The organism is Undibacterium sp. KW1 (assembly GCF_009937955.1).
GTDB lineage: Bacteria > Pseudomonadota > Gammaproteobacteria > Burkholderiales > Burkholderiaceae_D > Undibacterium.
This window is the reverse complement of record NZ_AP018439.1, coordinates 1-25,552: the sequence shown is the minus strand read 5'-3', so window position 1 is coordinate 25,552 and position 25,552 is coordinate 1. Positions and strand designations below refer to the sequence as shown.

Here is a 25,552-nt window from a genome sequence, read left to right as displayed (position 1 = left end):
GGCATTTAGTAAGTGCCCCAGATCCAGCCCGCTGCACGGCTGCCACTCTCTTCCCGAAACCCTGCATTCAAGGCATTAAATAATTTGTTATTGCTTCTGGTTCTGTGCCTGGCTGCTGTGGTGCCTGGGCCGATAATGACTTCCATGTATTTTTCACCAAATATGCTGGTATCACCTGAATAATCTAGGTCTATCAATTCTGGTCGGTTCATCATTTTTGTCCACACTAAAAATTGCCGGCCCCAATTGATGAGGCAGGCTTATGTCGCACTTAAATTTTTGAAAATCAAAGGAAGTCAACGCCGCAAATTCGACTCAGCTTTCCGGAGCATGCGCGAGATAGCATCAGCATTTCTTTCCTGAACGGAAATATTGCGTTCGAGGTAGTCGAGCTTTTCGCACAGTGATCGAATCGCGGTTTCCATTGAATCTGTTCCCCGGCCTTGCTGTTGACTCAGACGCTCCACCATTCTGCCTAGAACGACGAGCAAATCCTGAGTGCCTTGCAACTGGCTGGCATTATTTCTTTCTATAGATCGGATCATGGTCTCGACATGCGTGATGCTGCTGAGTAGGCTAGCCAAAGCCTCGTCGGCTAGTGTGGGCACGCCAACATGAATTTCTGCGTCACCGGTCAGCGGAGTATGGCAAACCCACTCTGACGCCAGGTAAAGACTGTGGCTGGCAATCAGTAAAGCGAGTAGTTCTGGCGGGAAGACAGGAATAGTTTCCGTAGAACCCGATTTCATTCCATACAATTGCATCAAGCACTGGACCCCATAAATCCAGGGTATAAGTGTAGAAGTGAGAGCGAACTGTACTCTCGCAAAATCAAACCTGTGTGATGTCATCAATTCTGTACCACGCAATGCCAGCAACAAAGAACTGGTTCTGGCAGATGGCAGGCTTAGCAATAGACCTTCTGACTGACTGGTGATGTCCGCTACATCGCAGTTCCACCTGTCTGCCACCCGCTGATATACACCCGCCTGCGGGCTGAAACGCCTCTTGCGACGGAAAATTGCGGGCATGGCGATCGCCGTCAATATGCTAATGAGAAGTGCGGCGGAAAAACCATACCCGCCCGCCACGCTCAGCCCTTTGTGCATATCCAACTGATGGGCAGACATATTGATAGCAATTGCCAACCCAAGCCAGTTCGCCATAAACAGCCTGGAGAGACTAAGCCTTTCCAGAGAATTGGTGAATACTGATTTCCGTACAAGCATGGTGATACCCGTCAACAACAGCCATACCGCCACGAAGGTATGTAACGCGTTCAGTATCCTTGTAAAAAGCAGCCAGGAAAATATAGCTGAAAAAATTAACAGACCGATCGTCCACACCAGTATCACTAATATTGACGACTCACTACGCTTGCCTGGCATGATCTCCTCTTGCACTCCTTGCTGCTTTTTTCTGCGGTAGGCAAGCTTGACCAGCGCTGAACCAAGACTTCCCTGATATCGGGTAATTGATGAATTCAGTAAGCCCATGTAGACAAGTAACCGTTACCGTGATGTTGGGTCAGCGCATGAATGCGCATTACATGCGCTGACGACACTCGTCAGTTTCCTTTACTATTTCCCAATGGCATAGGTTCAATCACAGAAGCAAATACCTGACTCAGGCGATTCATGCCTTCCGTCGGACTGGCCTGGCCAGCATTAAGGCGGATTTCATATTTCGCGCTTTGATCTGTCTCCCTCGTATTGTTAGTATGCGTTGTGAGGGAGCCGCTGAGTTTGAGACCCCAGTTCAAGCCACCAACGTTGAAATCGGCACCAACCTTCGTATCGACAGAGTTCTCATTTTTAACCGTATCCTTAACTTCCATGTTGAACTGGATATCGATATTCCGCACCATCAAGTTAGGAGTTTCTATCAAGGCAGCGAGTGGAGCGTTGACTTCAAACTGGCGCTTTTGTCCAGTTTCATCGGAGCGCTCAAGAGGGAATTTAAGCATCCGTGCTTTGCCGCCTTTGGCCGGGTCGCTATCCTTCTCATACCAGACCGTACTTATGAATTCGTAGGTCGCCAGGGCGAGTTGAATATTGGATTTTCCTGCAGCCACTAATGGTGCCCCTATCAGGGATTCCATAGGCAGGTTGTTAAAATTATTGGCGATTTTATCGGTATCTGGCATTTATATTTCTCCTGTTTGTGTTAAAAAAAGAACTACCAATTTCCTACGATTGATTGCACAGGCACTAGCTGTCAAGGTCGCTTAGATTCGTCTATATGCGCTTCACGATGGCATCATTGAGCCGAGCAATCCCCTCTATTGGTTCTATGCCACGCAGCCTCACTTCAATTTCTGCATACTGATCTGCATCGCCGCCTGCTTTAGGTAATTTGGAGGAGAGTTCCGGAACATCCGGTTTGCCCGAATTTGAGGTTAAACGCAGCAGGTCGAGCTTTAATCTGATATTGACCTGCTCTATCATCAGATCATGATGGGGAACCAACGCAAACAAAGGAATTTCCTTAATCTCTACTGAACCACTGTCGCTGGGAATTGGCACTTGCACACAACGCGCACTGACTTTGCCGTTTTCGTCATGAGGGAAAAACCATTCAAGCTTTTTACTAGCCCCGCGCTGCACGTCCACTTGAGCGCGTTTGACTGCCTCATAGACTGCCGCAAGCATCCTTTCCAGCGTTGCATTTACGTCGTGATTCTGACTCTCAACGGCGTTGACACTCTTTTTGTTTTCTTGGGTAGACATGAAGATCTCTAAATTGCCTTAATGTCTTTCATTCTAAACATGTAACGTAATAAGATCGTAAGACATGAAGTTTCCCCCCGGCTCTGATAATAAAAAGCAGAAGCAGCTAATGCACATAAAAATTCAACTCAAAAAAAATGCCTCCATTTTTACTGGAGGCATTTCCGACACAAATGTCGCGTCGTCGATATCAAGGCTTCAAGGCATCAGTGTTTCTATCTAAAACCTATGGCGTATGCCAGCAATAACACTGGTGGCGCGATCAGCCGTACTGATCTTGTCACTCATCAGCACTGCATAGACGTCGGTACGCTTGGACAGGTTGTAGTCATAACCAGCCGACAGGGTATCGCGCTTGTATTCCGTGTTGGCGGTCAGCGTGCCATTGCGTTTGGTGTTTGCATAAGCCAGCAGGATGTCGCCACCACCTGCAGGGATTTTGGCACCCAGGCTATAAATCTTGTCATCCATCTGCTTGCCAGCGGCATTGTCGTTTTTGCTGGAAGTATAAGTCGCATACAGCTTGGCGGCTGTCAGGTCATAACTGGCACCGACGAAGTAAGCGGTCTGGTTATTGATAGAGGCAAAATTCACAGGTGCGGATGTGGCATCAACAATCGCCGAACCACCGAGAGGGTTCGACACCTGCACTTTTTGATAGAAGGCGCTCAGGGCCAGCGGGCCATTGAAGTAAAGGGCATTCAGGCCTATGTTGCGCGTGCCTGTATCACCGGCTTTTTCACCAAACTGATAATGCATATTGGCACTGAAGCCGGAGAAATTCGGGGTGCTATAAATGATTTCATTACTCCAGCCCGAGTCCCCTGCTGCTGAATTGGCCCAGGTACGTGAAGCAAAACCGCCGGATGGTACGTACCAGTGCAACACCAGAGGCGAAACATCGAAAGAATCACCAAAGGGATTGAAAATCACGACAGGCAAGAAGCTCGGTGCCAGGTCACGGCCCAGCGAGACACGGCCAAAGCTGCCGGACAGGGCGACATTGGCATCACGAGAAAACAGGGTATCACCACCAAAGCGGCCAGACTCACCGGTATCTGGACGCAAAAACGCAGTCAATGCAAATTCTGCCTTGAGGCCACCACCGAGATCTTCTACTCCTTTAAAACCAAACCAGGACGTGGTCATGCCGCCGGGTGTGATGGCAGCCGTGCTGGCCTTGTCACCACTCATTTTGACCGAGCCTACCGACAAATCCATCAGGCCTTGCACGGTGACACTGGATTGCGCCAGCGCACTGCCTGCGCACAAACATGAAGCAACTGCCAAAACCAGGGCTTTCATCTGCATTTTCATCTTTTTTTCCTTCTCACAGGTTTAACAACAATTTTTTCAGCGTGGTGGCAAATCAAACTTTGTCAGCTTAATCTTGGGCAGGCAGGGTTTGGATACGCCCGGCCTGATCAACAGGCGCTGCATTTATTTAACTACATAGGGATGTACTTGTTTCCAGTGTTCAGCGATATCGATGCGGCGGCATACCCACACCTTGTCATGCGATTGCACATAATCCAGAAAGCGCTGGAAGGCACGGAAGCGTCCGGGACGCCCCAGCAAGCGGCAATGCATGCCTATGGATAGCATTTTTGGTGCATTGTCGCCCTCAGGGTCACCTTCGGCATACAAGAGGTCGAAACTGTCTTTGAGGTAATCATAGAAGTGCTCGCCCGTATTAAAACCTTGGGGCGTGGCAAAGCGCATGTCATTGCTGTCCAGGGTGTAGGGCACGACCAGGTGGGGATGCTGCTGACCATCGCTGGTCGTCACTTGTGTCCAGAAAGGCAGGTCATCGCCATAGTAATCAGCATCATAGGCAAAGCCGCCATGTTCAACGACGAGCTTGCGGGTATTCGGTGAATCGCGCCCGGTGTACCAGCCCAGCGGCGCTTTGCCAGTCAGCTCGCGCATGATTTGCACGGCTTGCTGCATGTGTTCACGCTCCAAGGACTCTTCCATACTCTGGTAATGTATCCAGCGCAGGCCGTGGCAGGCGATTTCATGGCCGAGTTCGCCAAAAGCCTGAGTCAATTCTGGATGGCGCTGCAGAGCCATGGCGACACCAAACACGGTCAGCGGCAACTGGCGTTTTTCAAATTCACGCAAGATGCGCCAGACACCGGCACGGGAACCATACTCGTATATGGATTCCATCGACATATGGCGCGCTTCATAAGCTGCTGCACCAACGATCTCGGATAAAAACTGCTCGGACGCACGGTCACCATGCAGCACACAGTTTTCGCCACCCTCTTCATAGTTCAGGACAAATTGCAGGGCTATCCTGGCCTGGCCTGGCCATTGCGCATGCGGGACATGGCGGCCATAGCCTATGAGGTCGCGAGGGTAGTCACTAAATTGCGCGGACTGCGTCATACTTTTATTCTCCGGATGCATAATACTCGGGCAAGTGGATGCCCATTATTCTGGTTCAACGCTGAAACTGATTTAAGGAATGCAAGTGACGTGCCATCTTTGCATTTGCACTAAATCATTTTTCAAATTCGCTTACGATTGTCAGCAATTTTTCAAGCTTAGATATACTGCTTTTAGTATATGTTCTATTACGCATCAATTAAACAACATAGTCTTTTTCGCAACAAGCAATAAGTGTTCAGATAGGTGCGCAAATAAGTGCTCATTAAATGCTGTGTAAGTGCCCTGTAACAAAGGCAAGCATCTCATCTTCGTGACGACAAGCGCAGCAGGCTTGTTACAATACAGCCCATGCGCCTGCAATCCATAGACCAATTTCTTATCGAACCTCCCCGGCCTGAAAACCTCGCAGGTTTTCGTCGTTTTTTACTGGAGTTCTGGTATTTCGGCATAAAAGAAGTGCGTGCCTGCCTGTTCGTCGGCCTGTTCTTTGCATCGATACTCATCGTGCCCAAGGCTGGCTTGTTTGGCCTGCCGCGTTACGATGTGCTGTTTGTGATTGCCTTGCTGATACAGGCTGGCATGGTCTGGAGCAAGCTGGAAACCGTCGATGAACTCAAGGCCGTAACCCTGTTCCACATGGTAGGTTTTGCGCTGGAAGTGTTCAAGGTATCGGGCCAGATACAGAGCTGGGCTTATCCTGAATTTGGCTATACCAAGCTATGGGGCGTGCCGCTGTTCAGCGGTTTCATGTATGCCAGCATAGGTAGCTACATCATCCAGGCCTGGCGCTTGTTTGATTTGCGCATACGCCACCATCCACCTTACTGGATGGCTGGCCTGATAGGCATACTGATTTACCTGAATTTTTTCACTCACCACTATATCGGTGACTATCGCTGGTATCTGGCGGCCTGTGCGCTGGGCTTGTATGCGCGTTCATCGGTGGTATTTCGCCCGCTAGACCGTGACCGCAGCATGCCTTTGCTGCTTTCCTTTGTGCTGATCGGTTTCTTTATCTGGCTGGCAGAAAATATGGGGACCTTCTTTGGTATCTGGCGCTACCCGAATCAACTGGGTGCCTGGTCAACCGTGCATGTGGGCAAATGGAGTTCGTGGTCTTTACTGGTTATCATGACCTTCACCATTGTTGCCCATCTCAAGCATATCAAGCGGCATATACATATCGCTGAATAAATCACCGAGCTGATTTCTAAAGTCTCCAGGCAAAAAAATAGCCCGCTATTAGCGGGCTTAAATCCAAACCTTAGGAGGTGTTGGAGGAGACAGGTACTACTTTAATGCGGTGCAGCATATCTGTATGCTTTATTATCCATATATCAGGTATACATATTTTGAATATCTCTGCAACAACAAATACCACTGAATTTTCTTCTTAGGAAAACAAAGCCAAAGCATAGATACCAGTTATGTTTTATCCATCTCTAGAGTGAATACTCAAACTGACATTCTGTGTGCAAAACAGCTCAGGCATATCCAGCATCTGGCTGCTATCAATGCGGCTTTAATGCGGCTTTAATGCTGATTTGTTGCGACGAGGCATAGCCTTGAGCACCAGAACTTGCCCGCGCTCGCGACAAGCCTGAATGATATTGTCGGCCCATGCCTTGGTGACGAGATAGTTACTGCCACTCATCTCTGCTTCGGTGGCAACAACACCGGTTTTTAAATCTACCCTGGCTTTATGATGCAGCCACGATAAGCCTTCTTCTTCCACTGCTTGCGTAAAGAAATTCATGAGGAGGATGGACTGGTCCTCTTTCCAATACGCATACAAAGCATTTTCACCGGTCTCGGTTTTGATGCTCGCGATATAAATATGCTGAGGCTTGGCTTTTGCATTGCCCGCATAGTGGCTGACAAACTGTTGCAATGCCGCGCGCATTTCCCTGGTCACTACTACTGCTTGTGAAACTGCTACCTGCTCAGATTTGTCTGGCTGCGCCGCCTCTGCAAACAAGCAGTGCGCAGACAGTGCCAGACAAATGAGGGTGCGGGAGATGAGTTGGCGTTGCAAGAGCATGAAGTTCTGAAAGGAAATTGACATGACAGTAATCATATCATTTTAACAAATCAATACCCTGACCATACAAGACGAGGGCGGATAGCGCACCAGTTGCGCAAAGAAGGGCGGACAAAAAAAGGCAAAAAAAAACCCGCAAACTTTGCGGGTTTAAATCCAAACCTTAGGAGGTGTTGGAGGAGACAGGTGTAACTATATCGCAGCGCAACAAATTTACCAAGATCTATTTATGCATATCAATCATTCACAAAACACATATCAGGGCGCTTAGAATATTTCTGCATAGAATTACAATATTCGTGGAATTTAAATGCTGTAGAGGAAAAAAATTAAAAAGACGAAAAAAAACCCGCGACCTTGCGGTTGCGGGTTAAATCCAAACCTTAGGAGGTGTTGGAGGAGACAGGTACTACTTTATCGCACTGCAGCAAATAAGTCTTCTTTATTTTTGACATAAGCGTTATCACTGATTCACATATCTTTATTATTTAGGACTTACGCAAAATTGTCCCAACAAGGCGTAGCGACGAAGACAGTACTTTAGTACGGCTAGGAGCTAACAACGCAGTTGGGGCGGTTTTGCGTAAGTCCTATTATTACTACCTGACCACACTGTGTTGGAATTACATGCTGGTGAAATAATCCAGGACAGCGGGTCAAGCAGAGCAATCACCGCCACCAGAACCGCAATCGGCTGCACCACCAGAGCTGCCGCCATCAAAGTAACTGTAACTACCGTCATGGCCAGTCTTGCGCAAAGAGCGCTTGGCGAGGTCTTTCTTTAATTCTGCCGCTAACTCATCTTCTTGCCGTTCACGCTCCCGGACGGCATGTAACTCTTGCCTGGACATGACCATGGACTCAGGCAAGGCAATGCCACATTTTTCGCATTTGGCGCAACGCCTGTTAAAAATACCGAAACCACATTCAGGACATTTGTTCTCAGACATTCACATCTCCCGTACTTTATTCTATTGATTTGAATTCTTTGCCGCTTTACTGCCTGTCAGCGAAAGCGTAAACAACTCTGGCAGTTTATGCGCAGATATAAACAAGACAACAATCAGGTATTCAAATGACAAGCTGAAAAGTGTAAAGGAGCAACTTCTTTGAGCTTAGGCTGCTCTACAGCACACCTGGGCATGGCATGTGGGCAGCGTGGATGGAAATGGCAGCCGGTCGGTGGATTAAGCGGGGAAGGAATTTCACCCTTGATGGCGACATATTCCATCTTGCGCACTTCCAGCCTCGGGGCAGAAGCCAGCAAGGCTTGCGTGTAGGGATGATTAGGCCGTTCAAAAATTTCTGTCGTCGCGGCGGATTCCACCACGCGGCCCAGGTACATGATGAGTACACGGTCAGACACATGCCTGACGACACCGAGATCATGGCTGATGAACAGATAAGTCAGGTTCAGTTCATCACGCAGTTTGATAAACAGGTTCAGGACTTGCGCCTGTATCGACACATCCAGCGCAGCTACTGCCTCATCGCACACCAGTAGTTCAGGCTTGACGGCCAGTGCCCTGGCGATGCCGACGCGGGCGCGCTGGCCGCCAGAAAACTGGTGCGGGAAGCGCTTTAGTACAGCCGGGTCCAGCCCTACTTTTTGCAGCAGGTGTTCTACATATTCCTGCTGTTCTGCCGCCTTGATGATGCCATGCACGACCGGTGCTTCACCGACGATGTCTTGCACGCGCAGGCGCGGGTTCAGCGAGGCATACGGGTCCTGGAATATCATTTGCACGGCCAGTTGCATTTGCCTGCGTTTGGCCTGGTCCATATCTGCCAGGTTTTCACCACGCCACCAGCGCGTACCATCAGACAAACTGTGCAGCCCCACGGCCATGCGCCCCAGCGTAGATTTGCCGCAACCGGATTCACCGACCAGGCCGACTACCTCACCGGCTTGCAGACTCAAATCAACTTGATCAACGGCGTGGACGATTTGCTGTTTGCTATCAGCACCAACTAGCTGCGTGAGCTTGTCAGTAAGAGCCACAGGTTTGGCAAAGCGTTTGCTGACCTGGCGCAGTTCCAGCAAGGCTGGCTGGCGGATATCAGTCATGCGTCACCTCTGCGACTGCGTGCATGGGGTGAAAGCACAATACACTGTGGCCTTGCAGATTTTCTGCCACCGGGTCTTGTTCGCAAACCGCAGTGGCACGTTCACAGCGCAGGCGGAATGCACAGCCTTGCGGCAAATTCAGCAAGGATGGAGTTGCCCCCGGTATCTGACGCAAGCTTTGCCCATGCAGGTTGCGTGATGGTGATGAGGCGATCAGGCCGTGGGTGTAGGGATGCATAGCCTGCTCCAATACTTGTTGCACGCTGCCGCTCTCGACTATCTTGCCTGCGTACATGACGGCGACAGTATCAGCCAGGCCAGCCACGACGGACAGGTCATGGGTAATCCAGATCAGTGCGGTACCAGATTCGCGGCATAGCTTTTGCATTTCATACAGGATTTGACCCTGTATGGTCACATCGAGTGCAGTGGTTGGTTCATCGCAGATAATCAGCTCAGGCTCATTCAAAAGTGCAATGGCGATCGCCACCCTTTGCCGCATGCCGCCTGAAAACTGGTGTGGATAGGCCAGCAGTCTTTCATCTGGCGAGGGTATGCCAACCTTGGCCAGGGCGGCGCGTGCCATGTCGCGTGCTTTTTCGCGGCTGACCTGTTGATGGGCAAAGATGGTTTCCATCATTTGCGTATCGATGCGCAAGACCGGGTTCAGGGTCATCATCGGGTCCTGGAATATCATGGCGATGCGGTTGCCACGGACTTGCCGCATGGCTTCTGCCGACAGGCTGCGCAAATCCTGCCCCTTGAACAAGACCTTGCCCGCCGTGACTTTGCCGGGTGGGTCGATCAGGCCCATGATGGAATAAGCCGTCATGGATTTGCCAGAACCGGATTCACCGACCAGGCCCATGATTTGCCCTGGCTGCACGCGGAAGCTGACATTATTCACCGCGCGCACAGTACCGGCGCGGCTGGCGAATTCAGTCTGCAGGTTTTGTACTTCCAGAGTCGCGATTGTCATGTTGTCTGTTCCACCTATTCCACCTATTCCACCTATTCCAGCTATTGCGTCTGCAAGCGCGGGTTAAGCACATCGCGCAAATGGTCAGCCACCAGGTTGATGGACACTACCGTCAGCAACAAAGCCAGGCCGGGATAAAAACTGATCCAGTATTTACCAGACAACAGGTATTGATAGCCATTGGCGATCAGCAAACCCAGTGAGGGTTCAGTCACTGGCAAACCCAGTCCCAAAAATGACAGGGTCGCTTCCAGCGAAATCGCCGACGCCACCTGCAAGGCCGCGATGACGATCAGCGGTGGCAAGCAGTTAGGCAGCAAGTGACGCCAGATAATGCGCGCCGGTGACAAGCCCAGACCGACTGCCGCTTCTATATATTCTTTCTGTCTTTCCACCAGTGCCGCACTGCGGGCAGTGCGTGCATAATAAGCCCATTGCACCAGCACCAGAGCGATAATGATCTTGCCCACGCCCTGCCCTGTCAGCGCCAGCAAAATCATGGCGATCAGTATGGCGGGGAAAGATAACTGTATGTCAGCAATGCGCATGATAATGGCTTCGACACGGCCACCCAGATAACCCGCCAGCAAGCCCAGACTCAGCCCGATTACCAGCGCAATCACAGTGCTGGAAAAACCAACGATGAGCGAAATGCGCAGACCATAAAAGATGGCTGACAACATGTCGCGCCCCTGTTCATCAGTACCGAGTAAAAAGGTATGCTTGCCATCGGCAGAGAGTTTGCCGGGCTCCAGGCGTGAATCCATGACATCCAGCGCCATCAGGTCATACGGGTTTTGCGGCGAGATCAGTGGCGCAAATATCGCCAGCAAAACCAGTAGCAATAAAATCAGGCTACCCAGACTGGCGATGCGGCTGGCAAAGAAGTCGCGCAAAAAACGCTGCAAAGGCGTTTCAATTTTTGGAGTGATCGTTTCAGTCATCGCCGTCATAACAATCAGCCCCGGCTTTCTGACAAACGCACGCGCGGGTCCAGCAATGAATACACCACATCCACCACCAGGTTGATGAGAATAAACAGGCTGACGATCAACAGCAGATAGGCAACGATGACCGGCCTGTCCAGCACACGTATAGAATCAATAATGAGCTTGCCCATGCCTGGCCAGGCGAACACCGATTCAGTGACAATCGCAAACGCGATGATAGAACCGAATTGCAAGGCAATCACGGTGACGATAGGGATCAGGATATTCTTGAGTACATGCACACCGATGATGCGGCTATTGCGCAAACCCTTTGCGCGGGCAAAGCGTACATAGTCTTGCAGCAGCGCTTCTTGCGCACCAGAGCGCGTCAGGCGTATCACCATGGCGATGTTGAAAAGCGCGAGGTTAAGCGCAGGCAAGAGCAAATGCTTGAGGCCATCGATACTCAAAAAACTCACAGGTATGCCCAGCAACAGCGTAGTCTCGCCACGCCCGCTGGAAGGCAGCCAGCCCAGTTGCACGGCAAACACCATGATCAGCATCAACCCTACCCAAAAGGTAGGCAGGGAGAAACCCAGTATCGATACCGCCATGATGCTTTTTGCAGCAATGCTGTCTGGCCGCAAACCGGCCAGCAGACCCAGCGGTATGCCCAGAGCTATCGCAATCAAGATGGCAAACACCGCCAGCTCCAGCGTAGCGGGCATGCGTTCCAGGATCAGACCCAAGGCGGGTGTCGCATAAGCGAAGGAACGCCCCATGTCGCCAGCCAGGGCATTTTTCAAAAATAACCAGTATTGCTGCGGCAGGCTCTGGTCCAGGCCAAATGCAGCGATGATGCGCGCACGCTCAAGCTGGTCTGCCTCAGGGCTGATCAGGATATCGATGGGATTGCCTATTGCATACACGCCAGCAAATACCAGCAGTGACATAAGCAGCAAAACAGCCAGGCTTTGCAGCAGGCGGCGCAAGATGAATCCTGGCATGTATCAGACCTGCCTTGAGATTATCGGCAGACACAGGGAATCCGCCTGGGCTGGCCCATGGCTGGTTTTCCGGCATGAAAGTTTCATGAGTATCTGCATTGCGTATATAAAATGTTTTACCGTCTTTTAGCGAATTTTACAGGCTTTATATCAGACTTGTGCGCAGGCTCGTGCGCAGACTCGTGCAAGCCGTGCCATCTGCTACACTAAGCAAGCTGCGGGCCTTGCCTGCGACTCTACCCGTATAAACTGAGCTTACATGCCCATCAACAAGCGTATTGCATTGCGTATTGGCCTGCATCTTTTCCTGATCCTGCTGGTCCTGATACTGCCACCTTTGGTCTATGACTACATCAGCCACACCAATCTCAGCAATGTGCCTGGCATACTCATGCTTGGTGGCCTCAGTTACCCTGCTTATTTTTCTTATCTGGCAACACGCCTGCATAGCGACCGCGCCAGACTGATATTGCTGCATCTGATCGCCATGCTGACGATCTCTTTCTTCATGCTCGATGCCAGTGGCCGCACTACCCCTCTGATCATGCTCTTGTTGCCTGCCATTTTGGGCTTGATCATGCTGCCTGCGGCTGCCATTGCCCGGCTGCGCATGCAAAGGGCACTCGCAATCAACTGCCTGTGGAGCAGCCTGGTGTCTGGCCCCATAGGCCTGATTCTGAGCATGCTCGCCATTTATGGCGCGGGCATGAGTGCCATGTCTGGAATGCGCTGGTAAGGTAAGCTGGTCAAAGTATTTAGTCAAAGCAGTTTTTGTAGTATGCATATGCAATCCTGGCACAGATGGACCACTACCAGTTTGCCCGGAATCTGGTATCTTTCTCTATACTGAAGAAACATGTCGTCAGCGGGTATTGAGCCCAATACCGTGCTGACTATCATTTTTCTTATCAACAGGATAACATCCTGCAAAGAATAGCTTGTGCATATGTGCCAGTAGCTTATTGCCAGCGCATTGATGCAATGCAATCCGGAGACAAAAAATGAACCTGATCGACCCTATCGTCCAATTCCAGGCCGAAATCCAGCAAATCCGGCGTGATATCCACGCCCACCCTGAGCTTTGCTTTGAAGAACACCGCACTTCTGAAGTCGTCGCGCAAAAGCTGGAGGCCTGGGGCATACCCATCATCCGCGGCCTGGCAGGCACAGGCATCGTCGGTGTACTCAAGAATGGCACTAGCGAACGTGCCATAGGCTTGCGGGCCGATATGGATGCCCTGCCCATGCAAGAGATCAATACCTTTGCCCACACCTCAAAACACGATGGAAAAATGCATGCCTGTGGCCATGATGGCCACACAGCCATGCTGCTGGGAGCGGCGCATTATCTGTCCAAATACAAGGAATTCGATGGCACGGTCTATCTGATCTTCCAGCCTGCCGAAGAAGGCGGCGGCGGTGCACGGCGCATGATAGAAGAAGGCATGTTCGACAAATACCCCATGGATGCAGTCTTTGGCATGCATAACTGGCCGGGCGCCGCCGTGGGCACTTTTGGTGTCACACCTGGCCCCATGATGGCCTCGTCAAATGAATTTGAAGTCATCGTCAGGGGCAAGGGTGCCCATGCGGCGCAACCGCACAAGGGCATAGACCCCATCATCGTAGCGATACAGATGGCACAGAGCTGGCAAACCATCGTCAGCCGCAATGCCAGCCCGCTGGAGTCTGCCGTGCTTTCAGTCACGCAAATCCATTCCGGCAGTGCCACCAATGTCATCCCCGATGAAGCAACGCTGATAGGCACGGTACGCGCCTTCAGCACCGAGATGATAGACCTCATCGAAAAACGCATGCGCACCATTGCCGAGCATACGGCAGCGGCTTTTGATGCCCAGGTAGATTTCCGCTTCAAGCGTAATTACCCGCCCCTGATCAACCACGCCAAAGAAACCGCCTTTGCGGCAGAAGTCATGCGCAGCGTGGTCGGTGCAGACAATGTCGATGAAAGGGTAGAACCCACCATGGGCGCGGAAGATTTTTCCTTCATGCTGCAAGCCAAACCGGGTTGCTATGCGTTTTTGGGCAATGGTGACGGTGGCCACCGCGACATGGGCCACGGCCTCGGGCCTTGCAACTTGCACAACCCCAGTTATGACTTCAATGATGATTTGCTGCCCATAGGCGCAACTTATTGGGTCAGGCTGGCTGAGGCCTACTTGAAAAAAAGCACCTGAGCTGCCATTTACCCAGCCTGTATTCCCTAAAAATACCATCTACATCTAGCAGTCCAACCTTAAGAAGACTTTCATGGCCGACGAAAAAGACAACAACGAAGTACAACGCAGCCCTTTCCTCGAAGAAAAGGCCTTCAAATCCCGCACCGTGCTGGTATTTGGCACCATCAATGACAAACTGGCGGCTGAAGTCAGCAAACGCCTGATCGCCCTGTCGGCAGAGTCCAAAGACCCCATCACCATCCTGGTATCGTCCCCCGGCGGCCATGTCGAATCTGGCGATGTCATCCATGACATCATCAAGTTCATCGATGCACCGGTGAATATCGTCGGCACTGGCTGGGTAGGTAGTGCTGCCGTCAATGTGTTCCTGTCTGTCCCCAAAGAGCGCCGTGTCTGCCTGCCAAACACCCGCTTTTTGATACACCAGCCCAGCGGCGGCATAGGCGGCCAGGCAACCGACATCGCCATCCAGGCACGCGAAATCGTCAAGATACGCGAACGCATCGCCGCCCTGATCGCCAGGGAATCCGGCCAGACCCTGGAAAAAGTCACGACAGATATAGACCGCGATTTCTGGATGAGCGCTGCTGAAGCCAAGGAATATGGCCTGGTGTCACGGATTATCATCAATCAAAGTGAACTGTCCTAAGACCCGCCTTTACTGAACAGTTTTCACTGAACAGGCTTTCCTCCCTCAGGATCAGGATATGGCTCGCTATGTTTAGCGGGCCATTTTTTTTGGGCAAATTATCCGTCATGATCATGAACAGCACCAAAGACCCGCTGGTGCCCTACAACGGCGGCGAAGTGAACCTGCTTGGCCTGTTCTACAAATGCGGCGACGTACTCAACGCACGCGCATCCGCGCAATATATCGCAGACCTGAACAAGATCACCAGCACACCAACCGCGCAAACCAACGCCATATCAGGTGTCTATGTAGAACAAGTAAGCTGGAAGCAGGACGCCAGAACCGAAGTTGAACTCGTCACCATCCACGGCGGTGGACATGGCTTACCGCAACCCTACTACCGACGTGCCCGCCTGCTAGGCACGTCGCCGATGGCTCCGAATGGGGCGGAGATAATTTGGGAGTTTTTTGTGCGGCAACAGCAATGAGTTTCTTGTTGCTAGTGTTGCTAGCGCACCAAATCCGGCTTATTAGAAGCCTACGATCAGCGCATGCTGATTAACAATCTATACTTGATAAGTATTTGCAATCATGTTGCCGCGCCGCTAAGTGGCACTAGCATGTCATTGCTTCTTGATAGCTAGACCAGACTCTTCCCACGGTTTAGGCACTACCACCTATCACCCATGGCAACGCGTTCTTCAACCTGTCCTTCAAATTTCTGAAATTAAAATTCCAAAAATCTTGCAGGTGATGGCTGAATTTTGTCATTCAATTAATTATGTGACTCATAGTCCGTAGATCTATAAGTCACATGCCGACATCATCACTTATGAATCAACAATTGGTAAAGTGATGGCGGATCAAAATTTAATCGAGTTTGGACTTCATCTAAAACAGTTACGTATTGCACGTGGCTTAAGCCAAGAACAGTTGGGACTCATAGCAGAATTAGATCGCACTTATATTAGCGGTATAGAGCGAGGTGTGAGGAACGTCAGTCTTGTAAATATTTATCGTATCGCCAAAGCACTTGGTTTATCAGTAGCAACACTCTTTCCGTCGAAAGAAAATCAATAATGTCGAATCGTGCTTTTTATACAGCCGACGTGACATCGTTTTTGAATGAATCGACCGATTCGATTATCGGCAAAATCACACAAAACCATTCTCAGGAATTATTACATCAGCAAACTGGCGCATGGCTAAGTCAGATAGATATCTTGCAAGAGAGTATGCAAGGCTTTAACGAAGGCTATTTATTTTTTGAGTTTCAAATCCCACGTATGGGCAGGCGTGCTGATGCAGTGCTTATCTACAAAAATATTATCTTTGTTCTGGAATTTAAGGTTGGCGCCGAAGACTATGCCGCGCAAGATATCAGGCAAGTACACGGTTATGCTATTGATCTGCACCATTTTCATGAAGGAAGTCACGACAAGATTATCGTTCCAATATTAGTGGCAACGCGTGCATCAGTAAGGCAAAGAGGCTCTATGCAGCAAGTCGATAGTGTTTATGATCCATTGCGAGCCAATAGCACCACTTTACGTAACACATTGCAATATTGTGTTGACCATATTAGCAATCCGCCGCCAATTGAGTTCTATACATGGCTCCATTCTTCCTATAAGCCTACACCTACAATTGTCGAAGCAGCGCAAGCACTTTATGCGAGTCACGATGTGAGTGACATTGCCCGCAACGATGCGGGCGCACAAAACTTGTATGTCACCTCGCAAGCACTAAAAGAAGTAATTCATCAAGCCAGAATATATCAACGAAAAATTATTTGTTTTGTCACAGGCGTGCCAGGTGCTGGTAAGACTTTAGTCGGACTAAATATAGCTACAGATGTCAGCGCCGAAAAAGAAGAGCATGCTGTCTTCTTATCAGGTAACGGACCATTGGTAGAGGTTTTGACAGAGGCACTTGCGCGTGATTCGGTAACACGCAAAGCGCATAAAAATAAAGCAGAGGCTTTACGTGCAGCGACAGCTTCCATCCAAAATATTCACAAATTCCGAGACGAATACATTAAAGACAAAACTGCCCCATCAGAGCGCGTAGTGATCTTTGATGAAGCACAACGAGCATGGGATCAAGAAAATACTTCAAAATTTATGACCACTAAACGTGGTCAAAAAGATTTTTCCCAATCTGAGCCAGAGTTCTTGATCAGCGTGATGGATCGTCACGATTGGTGTGTAATCATTGCATTGATCGGCGGTGGGCAAGAAATCAATACAGGTGAAGCAGGTTTGCAAGGGTGGGTCGATGCATTGGAAAAAGATTTTTCTTATTGGCATGTCTTCTATTCGAACAAACTCTCTCAAGTCGAATATGCTGGGCGCGACATTAGCTTTGCAGGCATTGCAAGAGCGCAACCACAAAATAGTTTTCATCTAGCCACATCGATGCGATCTTTTCGAGCAGAAAAACTTTCGCACATGGCGCATTACTTGATACATAACGAGCCAGAAAAAGCGCGTGCATGCTACCAAAACTTCAAAGATAAATTTCCCATTGTCGTCACTCGTGATTTACAACAAGCCAAAGCGTGGATCAAACAACGTGCTCGCGCTAATGAAACTAAAGGAGTTATTGCTTCAGCGGGTGCAGTACGTTTAAAACCTGAAGGTATATTCGTAAAAAATAGGCTCTCCGCGGCTGATTGGTTTTTGAATGAACAAGACGATATACGTTCATGTCATTTCTTAGAAGATGTAGCTACCGAATTTGATATTCAAGGCTTAGAACTCGATTGGTGTCTCATTGGATGGGATGCCGATTATCGCTATGTGGACGGACAGTTTGAGCATTGGAAATTTACCGGCACAACTTGGAAACGTCGACAGAATGAAAAGCAACGGCGTTACTTGGAAAATGCATATCGCGTCTTGTTGACAAGGGCGCGGCAAGGAATGGTGATTTTTGTGCCCGAGGGTGTTGTAGAAGACGGGACACGATTGCCCGAGTATTTAGATGAGACTTTTGCGTATTTGGTGAAGTGTGAACTAGATGTAATATAACCATGTTTACTTTATTATGGATATTCTCATTTTTGTTCAAATCTAGCTTTCCGGTTTTTTAAATACAGGAAATGCCTTAAAAACTGAATTGATTGCGCTTGCAGTATCAGTCCCATTTCTGACCATATCTGCAAATAACAACATAACTTGAGCTTCCATCCCGCGAGCCAAAGCACAAGTCATGAGCTGTCGAGTTGGCTCAGCAAGTTCACCGATCGACAATTTGGAATCCACACTATAAGGCAATTCTGTATCTGCGAAAATAGACATGACCGTTGTGCCTTCCGTTTCTTCATCTATTCCAAATATTTCCTTAAATACTTGTCCCAGCGTTCCCGAAGGCTGGCTCTCGGGGCGATTCCACCTTTTTAATGTAACTTGACCCACTTGCACCTTTTCAAGGAATCGTGAGATTTTCCCTGGTATGGTTGCGGCGGCTTTTTCTCGATTATAGTAAGTCCTAGTAGATAGCGAGGCAGCATCCTTCACAATCTTCCAAATTGCTGACCACATATGCGCAACGCTGTAAGTCCTAAGCGCGGTTCGAAATATACTTTGAATTTCTTCATCGTCTTCAGCTGTTGTGTAAAGGCCGTGCATTTCGCATTGATCCAAAAGATAACGCATGCAGTCGGTAGTTGCATAATCAAGCCAGAGATTTAGAATTGCTTTGTTATTATCGAATGGCCGTAAAACTAGAGTATTAAATGCATCTTCATTGGCAACCAAAGTAGAATTTGGAGTTAGGGAATAAACTACTTGATCAGACTTATGCCAAAGCTGATTGTCTTTAACAAAATATGTCCCAGCTACTGCTTCACTCGGATTATCAATAATAGCTACAGATTTGTACAATTTTTTTATGAAATCTCCTACATAACACGGTACAAGTGCTCGGCAGTCGGAACGCATAAATGTACTTGTAAATAGACGTGGATTTATTGCTCGCTCTAGCGCAATTAAGATCAGAGCGATGTCATCAGGTAAGTCGATGTAAGCGATTTTGCGTGATGAAGCCAATTCAGAAGCGGTAGCTAACCGACGTTGCAAGTCAGCTCCAATTTTTGCTTCAGCCTCGCGCAGTTCTTCATCGATGACCCGCTGACAGGCAGCACATGGTTGGTGCATTTCTTGACGTGATGCTTTTATTTCAGATCGACTAGCGACTTCTTGGTATCTGCCACACTGTTTGCAAATTTGATTCATATCCCAAGCTTGCGAAATACTTCGGATAAATGCAGATAGCTGTGTAGTGCTTGTGATATGGTAAAACGGAAGAAGATCTTTTACGCTCTCTTTGAATTTACCATCAGAATTCATGGCCCAATAACGCTCAACTATAGAAATCTCATCGGGAGTATTGGAATAGATATCAAGTTCGATCATGTCGATAATATTTAATCGCTGGCAATTGATGGAAAATAGCAAATAGGTGTAATTTTTATAGATGTTTTAGGCGCGACAACGAAAGTCGATGGGCTTATTTATGATTTTATGAACGAACAAGCGTATCGTTTTTCTATTCAATTTGTTTTCTGATTAAAATTGATTGTGCCCCAAAAACTAAGGCCCGTCATGCATTAAGCATGACGGGCCTTTGTCGTTGTCTTTACAATCTAAAAAGCGCTTGATTATCAAACATCAATATTCCCCGCCCTTAACGCATTCGATTCAATAAACGCCCTGCGTGGTTCCACGTCGTCGCCCATCAGTGTCGTAAAGATCTGGTCGGCGGCAATCGCGTCTTCGATCTGTACTTTGAGCAGGCGGCGGACTGTGGGGTCCATGGTGGTTTCCCAGAGTTGGCTTGGGTTCATTTCGCCCAGACCTTTATAGCGTTGTTTGCTGACGCCGCGTTCGGCTTCGTCGCGCAGCCAGAGCATGGCCTGGTGGAAGTCGTGGACGGCGATTTCCTTGGCTTTTTCGCCTTCGCCACGGCGGATGAATGCGCCTTCTGTGAGCAGTCCTTTGAAGGTGGTGGCGGCGTTTTCCAGTACCTGGTAATCGGCACCATCGACAAAGTCGGCGTCGATGCTGCTGACCTTGATGTTGCCGTGGTACAGGCGTTCTATGCGCAGGCTGAATGCGCCTGAGAGTTCGTCGCTGCGTACTACTGCTTTGACGGCATTGTCACCAATGGCGGCGGTCAGGGCGATGGCGGATGCTTCTGCATTTTCTGCGGTGTCCAGTTTGAGCGTGACGCCGGTCATGATGGCGGTGAGGGCGGCGCGGTCAATGACGCGGGTGAGGCGCATCATGATGGCGTTGGCCAGGTTGTACTGGCGTACCAGTTCGCCCAGGGCTTCGCCAGTGATGGGGGCTGCGCCTGTGCCTGGCGTGAGGGATGCGCCAGTCAGGGCCACGGTCATCATGTAGGTGGCTTCTTCTGCATCATCTTTCAGATAACGTTCATCGCGGCCTGCCTTGACTTTGTAGAGTGGTGGCTGGGCGATGTAGATGTGGCCGCGTTCTACCAGTTGTGGCATCTGGCGATAGAACAGGGTCAGTAGCAGGGTGCGGATGTGGGCGCCATCGACGTCAGCATCGGTCATGATGATGATGCGGTGGTAGCGCAGTTTGTCGGCATTGAATTCGTCCGGGCCTATGCTGGTGCCCAGGGTGGCGATCAGGGTGGTGATCTGCTCACTGGACAGCATTTTTTCAAAGCGGGCTTTTTCTACGTTGAGGACTTTACCGCGCAGTGGCAAAATCGCCTGGAACTTGCGGTCGCGGCCTTGCTTGGCTGATCCACCCGCAGAGTCACCTTCGACGATGTACAGTTCGCACAGGGCCGGGTCTTTTTCCTGGCAGTCTGCCAGTTTGGATGACAGGCCCAGGCCGTCCATGACGCCTTTGCGGCGTGTCAGTTCGCGGGCTTTGCGGGCTGCTTCACGGGCGCGGGCTGCTTCAACGATTTTGCCGCAAATGATCTTGGCGTCGTTGGGTTTTTCCATCAAAAAGTCGGTCAGGGTCTTGGCGACAATTTCTTCTACCGGGCCGCGCACTTCACTTGAGACGAGTTTGTCCTTGGTCTGGGAGCTGAACTTTGGTTCTGGCACTTTAACGGACAAAACGCAGGTCAGGCCTTCACGCATGTCGTCGCCACTGACTTCTACCTTGGCTTTTTTGGCGAATTCGTGTTCTTCAATATACTTGTTGATGACGCGGGTCATCGCGGCACGCAGGCCAGTCAGATGGGTGCCGCCGTCGCGCTGCGGGATGTTATTGGTGAAGCACAATACCTGTTCATTGTAGGCGTCGTTCCATTGCATGGAGACATCGACCGTGATGGTGGTGTTCTGGTCAGACTGGCGCTCGCCTGTGGCCTGGAATATCGTTGGGTTGAGTATGCTTTTGTTTTTATTGATGTATTCAACAAAGCCACGGGTGCCGCCTTCAAAGGCAAACAATTCTTCTTTGCCTGTGCGGTGGTCGTTCAGCTTGATGCGTACGCCATTATTCAGGAAGGACAATTCGCGTATGCGCTTGGCCAGGATTTCATAATGGAATTCTACGTGGGTGAAGATTTCTTCATCGGCCCAGAAGTGGACTTCGGTACCGCGCTTGTCGGTGTCACCAACGACCTTGATCGGTGAAGTGAGCACACCATCAACGGTTTCGAGTTCGCGGTTTTGCACTACACCTTTGGCAAATTCCATGGTGTGCATTTTGCCGTCGCGGCGGATGGTCAGCTTGAGCAACTTGGACAGGCCATTCACGCAGGACACACCCACGCCATGCAGGCCACCGGATACTTTGTAAGAGTTTTGATCGAACTTGCCACCAGCATGCAGCTCGGTCATGACGATTTCTGCGGCGCTGCGTTTTGGGTCGTGCTTGTCATCCCATTTGATGCCGGTAGGGATGCCGCGGCCATTGTCTGTAATGGAGATGGAGTTGTCGCTATGGATAGTGACATTGATCTCGGTACAGTGACCTGCGAGGGATTCATCAATGGAGTTATCCAGCACTTCAAAAACCAGGTGATGCAGACCGGTGCCGTCCGAGGTGTCACCGATGTACATGCCGGGGCGTTTCCGCACGGCTTCCAGGCCTTCCAGAATCTGGATTGAGGATGCGCCATATTGACTTGGCTGCGCTGGAGTGTTGTCTTGGGTGTTATCGGACATGGCTACCTTCTGAAATATTTACAACTGTTTCACTTCTGGATTACTGCTTGTTCAAAAACGAACTGCAAAAAACTAGGGACTTACAAGACGCTAGGATTTGAATTTACCAAGCTCCTTCCCTCGAATTTTATTGAACCTTGGGGAAGGCTGGGATGGGGATGGGGTTCCCACGCAATTTGTTTGCATTGTTAATCAACCGAAACCCATCCCCACCCTAACCCTCCCCTTGAAGGGGAGGGAATAAGCTCAGGTTTGCGCTGGACTATATCCGCATCGGCATGACGACATATTTGAAGTCGGTGTTGTCGGGGATAGTGATCAGTGCGGATGAATTGGAGTCACCCAAAGAGACCGATATCTGGTCGCATTTGAGGTTGTTCAATACATCGAGCAGATAGCTGACGTTGAAGCCGATATCCACGCTGTCGCCACCGTAGTCGATTTCGATTTCTTCTATCGCTTCTTCCTGGTCGGCATTGGTCGATAATATCTGCATGAGGCCAGGGGTGATGACGCAACGCACGCCCTTGAACTTGTCTGACGTCATGATCGCGGCACGCTGCAATGAACGCAGCAATTGCTCACGGCCCAAAGTGAAGCTGTTTTTATAGCCTTTGGGGATGACGCGGTTAAAGTCAGGGAACTTGCCTTCAACCAGTTTGGAAATCAGTTCGATATCGGCAAAAGTCAGTTTGACCTGGTTGTTGGCGATGTCTATCTGTACCGGGTCTTCTTTGTCTTCCAGCAGGCGCTGCATCTCGATGATGGTCTTGCGTGGGATGATGACTTCATGACGCGGGAACTCTTGTTCGACTTCAACCTGGCAAAACGCCAGACGGTGACCATCAGTTGCCACGGCGATGACGTTCTTGCCATCGACGACCAGCAGCAAGCCATTCAGGTAATAACGAATGTCTTGTTGGGCCATCGAGAAATGCACCATGTTGAACAGGTGCTTCAGGGTTTTTTGTGGCAGGTTGACGCTGGCATTGAAATGCTCGGCCTGGGCCACGGTAGGGAATTCTTCTGCCGCCAGGGTTTGCAAGGAGAAGCGCGACTTGCCTGACTGTACGCTCATCTTTTTGTTTTCAAGCTTCAAGACAACATCATTGTCATCTGGCAGGGCGCGCAAAATATCCAGCAATTTGCGGGCTGCAACTGTCGTGGCTATGCTGTCGCCGCCAGAACCGATGGCTGCCTTGGTCGTGATCTGCACTTCTATGTCGGTCGACAGGAACGACACCTGTTCACCGTCTTTGCGAATGAGGATATTGGCCAGAATCGGCAATGTATGCCGACGCTCGACAATACCACTCACAATTTGCAAAGGCCGGAGCAGGGTGTCCCGGTGGGTTTTAACCAATTGCATTTGAATATCCTCACTATTTTGTTTAAAGGATCGGAGTAAGCTAGCTTGCTCCCTTGCTTCTTTTTTTTACTACTTCATCTATTTGCTACTGTCATGCTTGCTGCCTCGCAGGGTGCGCCGTGCGCACCTTCAGGGCTTTTGCTACTTTGGTGCGCAGGCGCACCCTACAAACTTTGTTCGTCGCTCTGGGCAAACGGCTTTTGCGCAAATGGATCCCAGCCTTCGCAGGGATGACGTGAATACGATTTCGCGTATTCGACGTATTTCATTATTCACGCATATCGCTGATTCCAGAGCAAAACCCTTGCCAACACGTAGGGTGCGCCGTGCGCACCGTTTTAGCTGACTTTACTGCCATGGTGCGCATGGCGCACCCTACAAACATTTATTACCCGCAACCAGACGCAAAACCATCCCAATTGCACATCCTACAACATCCAGCCCATCAACCCTTGAGAGTTTGCTCTAATACATGCAACTCATGATTGCACTCAGGGTTCTTGGTACGGTCTGCCGCGATCTTGCGTACTGCGTGCAAGACCGTGGTATGGTCGCGGCCGCCGAAGAGTTCGCCGATTTCTGGCAGGCTCTTTTGGGTCAATTCCTTGGCCAGGTACATCGCAATCTGGCGCGGTCTGGCGATATTGGCCGGACGTTTTTTCGAATACATGTCGGCGACTTTGATGTTGAAAAAGTCAGCCACGGTCTTCTGTATGTTCTCTACCGATATCTGGCGGTTTTGTACCGACAGCAAATCCTTCAGGGCTTCTTTCACCACGTCGATGGTGATTTCTTTACCATGGAAGCGTGAGTAAGCCAAAATCTTGCGCAATGCACCTTCAAGCTCGCGCACATTCGAGCGCAAATGCTTGGCGACGAAGAAGGCGACGTCGTCGGAAATATTGACGCCTTCTGAATGGGCTTTCTTGAGCAGAATCGCTACGCGCATTTCCAGCTCTGGCGGTTCAATCGCAACCGTCAGACCAGAGTCAAAGCGGGAGATCAGGCGGTCATCCATGCCGGTGATTTCTTTGGGATAAGTATCACTGGTAATGATGATCTGCTTCTTGGCGGCGATCAGGGCTTCAAAGGCATAGAAGAATTCTTCTTGGGTGCGGCTCTTGCCGCCAAAGAATTGAATATCATCGATCAGCAATAAATCCAGCGAATGGTAATAACGCTTGAATTCATCAAAGCCCTTGCGCTGGTAAGCGGTCACTACGTCGCGCACATATTGTTCAGCGTGGATGTAGCGTATCTTGGCGTTAGGGTTATCAACCAGAATCTGGTTGCCAATGGCGTGGATCAAATGCGTTTTACCAAGGCCAACGCCGCCATACAGGAATAATGGGTTGTACGATACGCCTGGGTTATTTGCCACCTGGATGGCAGCAGCGCGCGCCAGCTGGTTGGCCTTACCGGTGACGAAGCTGTCAAAAGTCAGGTCGGAATTGATACGGCTTTGCTCGCGGCGCGGTGATACTTCTGGCGCGGCGGGTTCAGACATCATTTCTGGCACGCTGCCCTGGGCATCCAGGTCAGCATTCAAACCCTGCGGGCGTGGCGCGGCCGCTGCTGCGGGAGCAGTTTTTCTGTTACCACGCGGGTCAAGCACGAACTGTACTTCGACATCTTCATCCCAGTACTGGTTAGCCAGGTCGGTGATGCGGCCAGCGAACTGGGCTTTGACCCAGTCGAGCTTGAAACGGTTAGGCGCAGCGATACGCAGCTTGCCGTTTTCAAAGTCAAGCGGTACTAGCGGTTTGATCCAGGCGCTATATTGCTGTGGTGGAAGCTCTTGCTCAAGTTGGGAAGAACAGGCCTGCCAGAAATTTTCCATGTATGACTTTAATTATTAAATGCAAATGCGCGGTGCCGAATTAAATTCTACCCTGGCGATATTTAGTAAGAATTACTAAGAGGCTGGTAGCCTTATCGCTTGGTAAGTTGTCTGAAAGACATAAAACGGTGCCGCGCTAATCCGCTATTTTAACCCCGCTTGACCGAGTTATCCACAGGTTTGGGTTTAAATTTATTCT

Annotated in this window: 23 protein-coding genes; 7 read left to right on the top strand and 16 right to left on the bottom strand. The window is 50.0% G+C overall.

Translation table 11 applies throughout. The features are described from left to right. Positions 1 to 5: 5 nt before the first annotated feature. The 6 genes from UNDKW_RS00115 to puuE all read right to left on the bottom strand — a co-directional run bounded on the left by UNDKW_RS00115 (position 6) and on the right by puuE (position 5,123). Positions 6 to 215 carry a hypothetical protein gene (locus UNDKW_RS00115; RefSeq protein ID WP_232063173.1) on the bottom strand — a complete coding sequence of 70 codons (210 nt, stop codon included), beginning with the start codon at positions 213 to 215 and terminating at the stop codon, positions 6 to 8. Positions 216 to 296: 81 nt separating this feature from the next. Next, positions 297 to 1,496 carry a hypothetical protein gene (locus tag UNDKW_RS00110; RefSeq protein WP_162057076.1) on the bottom strand — a complete coding sequence of 400 codons (1,200 nt, stop codon included), beginning with the start codon at positions 1,494 to 1,496 and terminating at the stop codon, positions 297 to 299. A gap of 71 nt (positions 1,497 to 1,567) precedes the next feature. Beyond that, positions 1,568 to 2,146 carry a DUF2589 domain-containing protein gene (locus UNDKW_RS00105; protein WP_162057075.1) on the bottom strand — a complete coding sequence of 193 codons (579 nt, stop codon included), beginning with the start codon at positions 2,144 to 2,146 and terminating at the stop codon, positions 1,568 to 1,570. A 91-nt stretch (positions 2,147 to 2,237) separates the two neighbouring features. After that, a complete protein-coding gene (locus UNDKW_RS00100) occupies positions 2,238 to 2,729 on the bottom strand; it encodes a DUF2589 domain-containing protein (protein ID WP_162057074.1) in 492 nt (163 codons plus the stop codon). Between the two features lie 219 nt (positions 2,730 to 2,948). Beyond that, the gene (locus UNDKW_RS00095; RefSeq protein ID WP_370529066.1) at positions 2,949 to 4,046 is read right to left on the bottom strand and encodes a porin; all 1,098 of its coding nucleotides are present in this window, start codon (positions 4,044 to 4,046) and stop codon (positions 2,949 to 2,951) included. Positions 4,047 to 4,169: 123 nt separating this feature from the next. Beyond that, the gene (gene puuE, locus UNDKW_RS00090; RefSeq protein WP_162057073.1) at positions 4,170 to 5,123 is read right to left on the bottom strand and encodes an allantoinase PuuE; all 954 of its coding nucleotides are present in this window, start codon (positions 5,121 to 5,123) and stop codon (positions 4,170 to 4,172) included. Positions 5,124 to 5,474: 351 nt separating this feature from the next. Between puuE and UNDKW_RS00085 the strand changes: the two genes are divergently transcribed. Continuing rightward, positions 5,475 to 6,320 (top strand): DUF817 domain-containing protein, encoded by an 846-nt coding sequence (locus tag UNDKW_RS00085; RefSeq protein WP_162057072.1) that lies wholly within the window; start codon positions 5,475 to 5,477, stop codon positions 6,318 to 6,320. Positions 6,321 to 6,648: 328 nt separating this feature from the next. Here UNDKW_RS00085 and UNDKW_RS00080 read toward each other — a convergent pair whose 3' ends face one another. The 6 genes from UNDKW_RS00080 to UNDKW_RS00055 all read right to left on the bottom strand — a co-directional run bounded on the left by UNDKW_RS00080 (position 6,649) and on the right by UNDKW_RS00055 (position 12,150). After that, entirely contained in the window at positions 6,649 to 7,191 is a 543-nt protein-coding gene (locus UNDKW_RS00080) for a hypothetical protein (protein ID WP_162057071.1), read from the bottom strand. A gap of 632 nt (positions 7,192 to 7,823) precedes the next feature. Further along, complete coding sequence (locus UNDKW_RS00075) at positions 7,824 to 8,117, bottom strand: hypothetical protein (protein WP_162057070.1); 294 nt, start codon at positions 8,115 to 8,117, stop codon at positions 7,824 to 7,826. A gap of 113 nt (positions 8,118 to 8,230) precedes the next feature. Further along, complete coding sequence (locus tag UNDKW_RS00070; protein ID WP_162057069.1) at positions 8,231 to 9,235, bottom strand: ABC transporter ATP-binding protein; 1,005 nt, start codon at positions 9,233 to 9,235, stop codon at positions 8,231 to 8,233. Further along, complete coding sequence (locus tag UNDKW_RS00065; RefSeq protein WP_162057068.1) at positions 9,228 to 10,214, bottom strand: ABC transporter ATP-binding protein; 987 nt, start codon at positions 10,212 to 10,214, stop codon at positions 9,228 to 9,230. Before UNDKW_RS00065 ends, UNDKW_RS00070 begins: the two co-directional genes overlap by 8 nt. 41 nt (positions 10,215 to 10,255) lie before the next feature. After that, entirely contained in the window at positions 10,256 to 11,167 is a 912-nt protein-coding gene (locus UNDKW_RS00060; protein ID WP_162057067.1) for an ABC transporter permease, read from the bottom strand. Between the two features lie 5 nt (positions 11,168 to 11,172). Then, entirely contained in the window at positions 11,173 to 12,150 is a 978-nt protein-coding gene (locus UNDKW_RS00055) for an ABC transporter permease (RefSeq protein ID WP_162057066.1), read from the bottom strand. Between the two features lie 259 nt (positions 12,151 to 12,409). Here UNDKW_RS00055 and UNDKW_RS00050 point away from each other — a divergent pair, with 259 nt between their 5' ends. The 6 genes from UNDKW_RS00050 (at position 12,410) to UNDKW_RS00025 (ending at position 18,014) form a co-directional block, all read left to right on the top strand. Beyond that, the gene (locus UNDKW_RS00050; RefSeq protein ID WP_162057065.1) at positions 12,410 to 12,886 is read left to right on the top strand and encodes a hypothetical protein; all 477 of its coding nucleotides are present in this window, start codon (positions 12,410 to 12,412) and stop codon (positions 12,884 to 12,886) included. Between the two features lie 265 nt (positions 12,887 to 13,151). Next, complete coding sequence (locus tag UNDKW_RS00045; RefSeq protein WP_162057064.1) at positions 13,152 to 14,348, top strand: M20 aminoacylase family protein; 1,197 nt, start codon at positions 13,152 to 13,154, stop codon at positions 14,346 to 14,348. Between the two features lie 73 nt (positions 14,349 to 14,421). Then, the gene (locus tag UNDKW_RS00040; protein ID WP_162057063.1) at positions 14,422 to 15,000 is read left to right on the top strand and encodes an ATP-dependent Clp protease proteolytic subunit; all 579 of its coding nucleotides are present in this window, start codon (positions 14,422 to 14,424) and stop codon (positions 14,998 to 15,000) included. Positions 15,001 to 15,089: 89 nt separating this feature from the next. Continuing rightward, positions 15,090 to 15,470, top strand: coding sequence for a hypothetical protein (locus UNDKW_RS00035; RefSeq protein ID WP_162057062.1), 381 nt, complete (start codon positions 15,090 to 15,092; stop codon positions 15,468 to 15,470). 367 nt (positions 15,471 to 15,837) lie between these two features. Continuing rightward, the gene (locus UNDKW_RS00030; RefSeq protein WP_162057061.1) at positions 15,838 to 16,062 is read left to right on the top strand and encodes a helix-turn-helix domain-containing protein; all 225 of its coding nucleotides are present in this window, start codon (positions 15,838 to 15,840) and stop codon (positions 16,060 to 16,062) included. Continuing rightward, positions 16,062 to 18,014: a DUF2075 domain-containing protein gene (locus UNDKW_RS00025; protein WP_162057060.1), complete on the top strand. Its 1,953-nt coding sequence runs from the start codon at positions 16,062 to 16,064 to the stop codon at positions 18,012 to 18,014. Before UNDKW_RS00030 ends, UNDKW_RS00025 begins: the two co-directional genes overlap by 1 nt. 42 nt (positions 18,015 to 18,056) lie before the next feature. Here the strand turns inward: UNDKW_RS00025 and UNDKW_RS00020 are convergent, their stop codons facing one another. The 4 genes from UNDKW_RS00020 to dnaA all read right to left on the bottom strand — a co-directional run bounded on the left by UNDKW_RS00020 (position 18,057) and on the right by dnaA (position 25,353). Continuing rightward, positions 18,057 to 19,400 carry a hypothetical protein gene (locus UNDKW_RS00020; protein WP_162057059.1) on the bottom strand — a complete coding sequence of 448 codons (1,344 nt, stop codon included), beginning with the start codon at positions 19,398 to 19,400 and terminating at the stop codon, positions 18,057 to 18,059. A 248-nt stretch (positions 19,401 to 19,648) separates the two neighbouring features. Further along, complete coding sequence (gene gyrB, locus UNDKW_RS00015; protein WP_162057058.1) at positions 19,649 to 22,144, bottom strand: DNA topoisomerase (ATP-hydrolyzing) subunit B; 2,496 nt, start codon at positions 22,142 to 22,144, stop codon at positions 19,649 to 19,651. A 262-nt stretch (positions 22,145 to 22,406) separates the two neighbouring features. Continuing rightward, the gene (gene dnaN / locus UNDKW_RS00010; RefSeq protein ID WP_110254682.1) at positions 22,407 to 23,513 is read right to left on the bottom strand and encodes a DNA polymerase III subunit beta; all 1,107 of its coding nucleotides are present in this window, start codon (positions 23,511 to 23,513) and stop codon (positions 22,407 to 22,409) included. A gap of 445 nt (positions 23,514 to 23,958) precedes the next feature. Further along, positions 23,959 to 25,353, bottom strand: coding sequence for a chromosomal replication initiator protein DnaA (gene dnaA, locus UNDKW_RS00005; protein WP_162057057.1), 1,395 nt, complete (start codon positions 25,351 to 25,353; stop codon positions 23,959 to 23,961). Positions 25,354 to 25,552 lie beyond the last annotated feature (199 nt).